At 48.5% G+C, this 7066-nt stretch carries 2 protein-coding genes, 1 pseudogene and 1 CRISPR repeat array; all 3 genes and pseudogenes read right to left on the bottom strand.

Annotated features, from left to right (window positions below):
• Nucleotides 1–124: 124 nt before the first annotated feature.
• Nucleotides 125–1979: direct repeats of the CRISPR family, unit length 37 nt; unit sequence GCCGAAAAAAACCTAAAACCCTATCAGGGATTGAAAC.
• Nucleotides 1980–2016: 37 nt separating this feature from the next.
• A pseudogene (locus QUA71_RS02915) lies at nucleotides 2017–2893 on the bottom strand (IS630 family transposase).
• A gap of 212 nt (nucleotides 2894–3105) precedes the next feature.
• Nucleotides 3106–4308 (bottom strand): glycosyltransferase family 4 protein, encoded by a 1203-nt coding sequence (locus QUA71_RS02910; protein WP_333281962.1) that lies wholly within the window; start codon nucleotides 4306–4308, stop codon nucleotides 3106–3108.
• Nucleotides 4309–4416: 108 nt separating this feature from the next.
• On the bottom strand, nucleotides 4417–6738 hold the full coding sequence (locus QUA71_RS02905) for an IMS domain-containing protein (protein WP_333281959.1): 2322 nt from the start codon (nucleotides 6736–6738) through the stop codon (nucleotides 4417–4419).
• Between the last annotated feature and the right edge of the window lie 328 nt (nucleotides 6739–7066).

Genomic DNA, 7066 nt, shown 5'->3' with positions numbered 1-7066 from the left:
ACCATCAGTTGACGTGCCATAACTCATCACCTCTCAACATTATCTTTATTCTATGCAACTTCATGTAAAATTGGTATCAGGGATTGAAACATAAACCTTCTCCGCATTAACCAAGGAAACTCAGGCCGAAAAAAACCTAAAACCCTATCAGGGATTGAAACTGAATCTCCGCCAGATTGTCCGGCCGGTAAAAAAGTAGCCGAAAAAAACCTAAAACCCTATCAGGGATTGAAACACGGCAACAGGCGATGGAATTTGTAGACTACCCAATGCCGAAAAGAACCTAAAACCCTATCAGGGATTGAAACGAAATTTCCAGCTCCCGCCGCGCTAGCTTCTCGATCAAGCCGAAAAAAACCTAAAACCCTATCAGGGATTGAAACACCGTTTTGAGAAACGCCACGGGGTAAAATTCTTGCCGAAAAAAACCTAAAACCCTATCAGGGATTGAAACGGACTCCCAGGCACGGGGAAAAGCTTGATTGCCAGAACGCCGAAAAAAACCTAAAACCCTATCAGGGATTGAAACGGAAATGATTTGGGGCTAGGTATTAGCGGACTACAGCCGAAAAAAACCTAAAACCCTATCAGGGATTGAAACAACGAGCGTGGAAGTGTTAGAATAGTTCATGATATTACGCCGAAAAAAACCTAAAACCCTATCAGGGATTGAAACGAGAACATGAAGCGCTACCTCTCGGCTGATAATGCCGAAAAAAACCTAAAACCCTATCAGGGATTGAAACCCAATAAATTTAATATTCCGTATACATAGCGCTCTTGCCGAAAAAAACCTAAAACCCTATCAGGGATTGAAACAGAGCGTAGCCGCAACTGTGCCGGAGCATATGGTGCCGAAAAAAACCTAAAACCCTATCAGGGATTGAAACAACCTCGCGATAAGAATAGCCGTTGAGCGAATACCAGCCGAAAAAAACCTAAAACCCTATCAGGGATTGAAACTGACCTTGCCCACCCGCGCCCGCGTACACGAGTGCCGAAAAAAACCTAAAACCCTATCAGGGATTGAAACTCCTGGCAGGTATCGTTAAAGTAATATCCCGCTCCGCCGAAAAAAACCTAAAACCCTATCAGGGATTGAAACAAATACGATGTTGCTGTAATTGTTGCTGCCCCGGCCGGCCGAAAAAAACCTAAAACCCTATCAGGGATTGAAACAATCGGTACTTTAGCAAGTAGGCTTTAATATGTGGGAGCCGAAAAAAACCTAAAACCCTATCAGGGATTGAAACACTTTTGACGAGAATTTACCTTATCAGCAGCATTACAGCCGAAAAAAACCTAAAACCCTATCAGGGATTGAAACTGGATGTGTCGAAAATCTCGGGCGAAACCTCTAACGCCGAAAAAAACCTAAAACCCTATCAGGGATTGAAACCCGTTATTTTCCGAGCGCTTCCAATAATTGCCGTTGGCCGAAAAAAACCTAAAACCCTATCAGGGATTGAAACGCCCGCATCGAAGTTGCGCGGCGAATATCTCTAAAGCCGAAAAAAACCTAAAACCCTATCAGGGATTGAAACTTCGTTCATCCGCTAGAGTCTACCCTGTAGGTTCCCAGCCGAAAAAAACCTAAAACCCTATCAGGGATTGAAACGTGGATTTTTTGCAAAATGGCTCACAATTCTGCCAGCCGAAAAAAACCTAAAACCCTATCAGGGATTGAAACGTAAGCCTCTAAGCACTAAAGCATCCTCAGTACGATTTTGGCCGAAAAAAACCTAAAACCCTATCAGGGATTGAAACATTCTTACGATTGGTGGTGGGAATTAGGCTATCAAGCCGAAAAAAACCTAAAACCCTATCAGGGATTGAAACTGTAATCTCTTTCTGCGTTTCTTTGAGCGTCCAGCCGAAAAAAACCTAAAACCCTATCAGGGATTGAAACAAAATCTACGCCTAAAACTTTCGACAATCTTTGGCCGAAAAAAACCTAAAACCCTATCAGGGATTGAAACAAATACACCTTGCCTTCTATAGCAACCGCCAAGGCGGTTAGGACGCAAAACGTAAGACATTCTCGATCGCATCTCGTAAACAATCAAACTGATCTAGTTGTTTGCGGATGCGACTTTTTAACCAAGACCAGCATTGCTCTATTTTGTTAAGGTCTGGGGAATAGGGGGGCAAGTACAGTAATTGACAGCCTGCATCCTCAATCAGTTGAGAGATACGTCCTCCTTTATGGAACGTGGCATTATCCATGACTAAAACCTGTCCAGCTTTGAGGGTGGGAAGCAAACAATTTTCTAGCCACGTCTCAAATACCGTTCGATTGCAGGCTCCTTCAACGGTAAAGGGAGCTATTAAGTTTTGGTTACAAAGCGCTGCAATCATATTTACTCTACCCTCACGCCGCCCCGATTTGAGTGCATGGAAACGCTGCCCTCTTTCATTCCAACCATAATCGTATTGATCTCGGCTATCCATCCCAGACTCATCTAGGTAAACAATCTGAGCGGTCGCTACACTGGACAAATGAGCTATAAACGCCTTGCGTTTGACTTCATCCCGTTCGCGGTAGCCATAAGTCTTTTTTTTCGAGTAAAACCAATTTTCTTTAAAGCCCGTGAAATTGTGCGTGAGCTAATTTCCCCCTCCCAAAGTGAGGCCATCTCCACTTGGGTTTTATCTCCATGAGTGTTGGCGAACTCGCGAAATTTTTCCCCCTGCGGTGATTTTATGACCATTACCGGGAGGCCCGCCCAAGTAAGGCTTGAAAGTCCCCTGTTTCGGCTTGCCGCTTCAACCATAAGCGCGGGGTGTTGCGACTAATACTGAATAGAACACAAGATCCACTAATCTTCAAGCCATCAAGCTTGATAGCTTGGATTACCTTCTGACGAAGGTCATAGCTGTAGGGTTTGGACATGGGTTTTGCGATCGCACGGCAATTCGGACTACTTACAGTTTATGCCATAACCGCCTTGGCGGTTGCTATATCACACTGCCACCACCGGGCAGACGCCGAAAAAAACCTAAAACCCTATCAGGGATTGAAACAGCCTGTCCGGGAGTCCTTCAAATTCAGCCATTACCGCCGAAAAAAACCTATTTCCCCATCTAGGGCTTGAAACGTCCAAACTACAAAATTATTGGCTCAAAAATAGACTTCTCCTCTCTCTTTTTATCTCCTCCCATAACCTCAAGCAATCGATCGACTACACGCCTCCAAGTAAAATTTTTAGCCACAAAAGCCGGGCCCGCAACCCTCGCTTTCGCAGCGATTCCAGGCTGTTCGATCGCCCCTTGCATCAAATCAGTCAAATGTTCCCACTCAGGAGCTAAGATAAATAAAGTTTCCCCGTTGATCGTCACATTCGTAAATTTACTTTCAATTTGCAGTGCAAAGTCCGATCGCGTAAAATCATCTGTAGGGCCGCCTGCAGTGCAAATAACCGGCAAACCGCAAGCTGCAGCTTCCAACACCGGCAGATTAAAACCTTCCGCCAAATAGGGAGAAACATAAGCATCGGCAGCTTGGTAAAACTCTGCTATTTGAGCAAAAGATAGCTGGCTACCCGTATAAATTAATCTCGGTAAAACCCTCGCTCTTTCCGCATCGTTGAGCACAACTCGGCAGGCTTCCGCAATCTCGTCTCTCGACGGATAAAGCAGTTCTGAACCTTTTAAAACTAATCTGGCATCTGGATATTTGTCAACTACCGCAGCGAAGGCTTTTAATAAAGGGCGAATACCTTTGCGCTCCGTTTGCCCTCCGATGTTTAAAAATATAAAATAGTTTGACCAGCCGAAGCTTTCGCGCAGTGATTGACGCCGATCGCCCGCAGCAGGATAATAAATCTTAGGATCGACTCCCAAAGGTACAACGGCAATGCGATCGGCCTCAACTCCGCTGCGAATTAAGCCAGCTTTTGACCAAGCTGAAGGTGTAATAATTTTTACTTCTGAGTTAATCTGAGTTTCTGCGATCGACTTAACCCCGATCGCCTTGAATCCTCTACGGGTAATAATCCCCCACTCTGTGGCTGCAAATACCCAAGTTTCGGCGCTGCTGGATGCCCAGAAGTTCCACGGGCAGTACATTCGCAGCGTTACATCGGCTGACTGATTTACCGCAGGACTCTTAATGCTGCGAAGTAAGGTTTCATTTGGGCGATCGAACAAACTAATTTTCGTCTCCCAAGCTGCGTCAATGTAGGGCATATCGCGGTGGAAAAGCTCAATTTGTCCTGGCGGGCGATCGAGCATTTCCAGGAGTTGAAATTGATTGGCTACGCAATAGGAATGATAAATAAAACGCCAGCCTTCAACAATAATCTGCAATTCAAAACTCCCGCTTTTGGAATTAAAAATTCACCTAATAATCAGAAATTGGTAATTAATAATTAGCCAGCATAAAGTACCAATTACCAATTACTAATTACCAATTCCTTACTTAATCACTTGCCAATCCATAATCCGCCACTGTCCCTCTTGACGGATCAAGTCGTAGCGCACCCGCAGGTTTTCATTGCGGGAAGAAACGAGCTGAGATCGATCGAACACCTCGGCTTTTTCCCCTACTTGGGCTTCTACTTGGGCGCGATCGGGATTAGTCGGATTCGTCTTAACTCCATTAACTTGCAGCTTGTGTACGTAACGCTGGTGCGCGTTGTTTCGCTGTTGAGCTTCTGCCATCAATTGCCAGCGAGACAAAGCCGGTTCTGTCAGAACTTGCTTTAATTCTTCGACAGCGTGATTGGGGCCCAAAGCCGCTGCTTTCGCCGACAGCCAGCTTTGAACTATTTGTCCGGCGGATTCCTCCGTGATTTCTCCCGACACTGCGCCTGCTGCGATCGGCTCTGGGGCCGCGGCCAAGGCAGGGATTTCTAGGGGCGGTTCTTCCAGGCGGACAAGGGCTTGCTCTCCTCGCAGGGGGCCCGATAGGGCTTGCATGGCGCTAGCCAACAGACTGAGTATTAACCACAGGAGTAACAGACTCAGGACACCTGCGACTAGAAACAAAGCCAGCCTTTTTGGAGGCATGGACTTGACTTGGGCGGTAAGTTCTGCTGCCTTGGTGCGCGCTCGATCGACCAAATCGCCCTTTAGTCCATTGCCGCTTGCTCCGCTGCGCCCTGAATGTTGGCGTCGGCGTTGTTTGGAAGTCGAGTCTGCAGGGTGTGGCACTGTAGCTATCGGCATAGAGACGGCCGCAGCAGCGGGGCTCGGCGCGGCCACCGTTGCCTGGGATTTAGCGCCCGAGGCTGCGGTGGAAGCCTCGCCCGGTACGGCGGTCAAGGTGACGGTACTGGCTCCCTGCTTGGCTGCGGGTGGCTGTGCGGGTATGGCTGCGGGAGATCGGCCTGCTGTCGGTTGCAGTCGCCCTGGGAGCTTGCCGGAGCGGGGCTGCACGACGACCCATTCGTTGGCGGTTTCTGCGTCCTGGGGCAAAGCTTCTAGGTAAGCTTGTACTTTCGGGTCGGCAAAGTAGTCTTTCAAGGACACTGACTCGTTGGCCAAGTCGCGGAAGTGGGGAAACACTTCTTCTTGTAGCCAGTGTTCGGCGTACAAGCACAGTCCGGGCAACAAGTCGGGTGAATCTTGGGAATGTTCGCGAATGAAGGCCAGGGGTTCTTTTTCCGAACTGAGTTCGAGGGCTCTGCTGGCTTCTTCTGTCTGGCCCAGCAGCAGGGAACAGACGGCTTTTTCCAGGTGAACGTCTTGGCGGCGACCAAGCTGCATCAGCATCAGCTTGGCGCGACGGATCATCGATGGCTGTCTGGCGGCAAATCCTTGGGCTAACAGGGTGTAGACCGAGAGGTAAGTGGCGACTGCGGAGGGGCGGCCGGCTTCGGCTTCAAATAGCGCCTGCTGCTCGCTGCTGGTTAGATGTTTACGCATTTGCTGCACGAACCGGAGGAAGTCTTCTATTCCTAAACCCGATCGATCGTCTCCCGAACCGTCGATACCGCCTCGTTCTTGAAGCATTTCTCGCAGGATTTGCAGTCCCTTGCGACGCTCGTCAACTTTTTCTTCGGGGAGTGATAATAGCTCTAAAATGTTGTACGGACGGAGTTTGTATATGTCGGCTTGCATTTCACCCCTCACGCTTGCAAATAGGCTTTCGCGCAGCAGCAATTCTTGACCTGCTTCTAATGATTTTGCGGCATTTTCGTACTGACCTTGCTGCCACTGTTCGCGGCCGAGTTCTAGACAGGCAAGGCTGACAGTTAAAACTATATCTGGCCTCACGAGCTGGGGGTCGCCGAAACGACCTTCTGCGATCGCGATGCTGCCATTGTTAAGATACGGGCGACCCAGCTTCTGTACGAGTTCGTATTCCCCCAGTTCTTGCAGTATGAGCAGGGCTCCTACGAATTGGTTGTCATCGATTTCAATACTTGGAGTGTGGGGGTCGGGAGCAGCCTCTAAAGCCTTGGACTCTGGCGGATCACTTTCTCCTGCGTCTTGCAGGAAGGTGGCCGTGCCTGCTGAGGTTTTTGACCTCTGGTGCTTGGCTTCCTGTGCTGCTTCCGACTCTCGATCGTAAGTTTTGGCTAAAAAACTGGCATCGTAAGCTTTGCGCCCCTCTGAGTCTGACAGAACGGCGCAGGCTTCATCGAGCAGTTGTTTGCGGGCGACGATCGCAACTTCAGAATACTCCCTGCGCGGAAGCTGTAAAGTTCGATCGCGGTGAGCCTGCTGCAACTGTTCGGCAGTAGCTTGAATCGGTAGACCCAAAATCCGGTAGTAATCTAGTGGAATTAACACTCGTCCACTTCCCCAAAGCGCTAGCAACTGAATTAGCCTATCTTAAGTGAGATACTCCCGCAAACCAAATCAAAAATTCTGGTGTTGGCTTCCAACCGCCCAATTCACGGTATCTTGGACTTGTACGTAGAGATACTCTGACTTTTTTCCCTCTACAGCGTTTTACAGTGAGGAAAATGCCTTGCCCCACTGCCCGTCAGCTAAAGGAGTGGTTTGACTCTTGAGCATTTTCGGGTTTGAGAGTAATGGAATTATATCATTCGTTGGCATCGGGTTTAGATGGGACTTGGTTCTCGGACTCCTGGCCATCCGCCCCGCCTGCCAAACT

It is taken from the genome of Microcoleus sp. MON1_C5, from assembly GCF_036701875.1.
GTDB lineage: Bacteria > Cyanobacteriota > Cyanobacteriia > Cyanobacteriales > Microcoleaceae > Microcoleus.
This window is presented reverse-complemented; position numbering and strand designations above follow the sequence as displayed.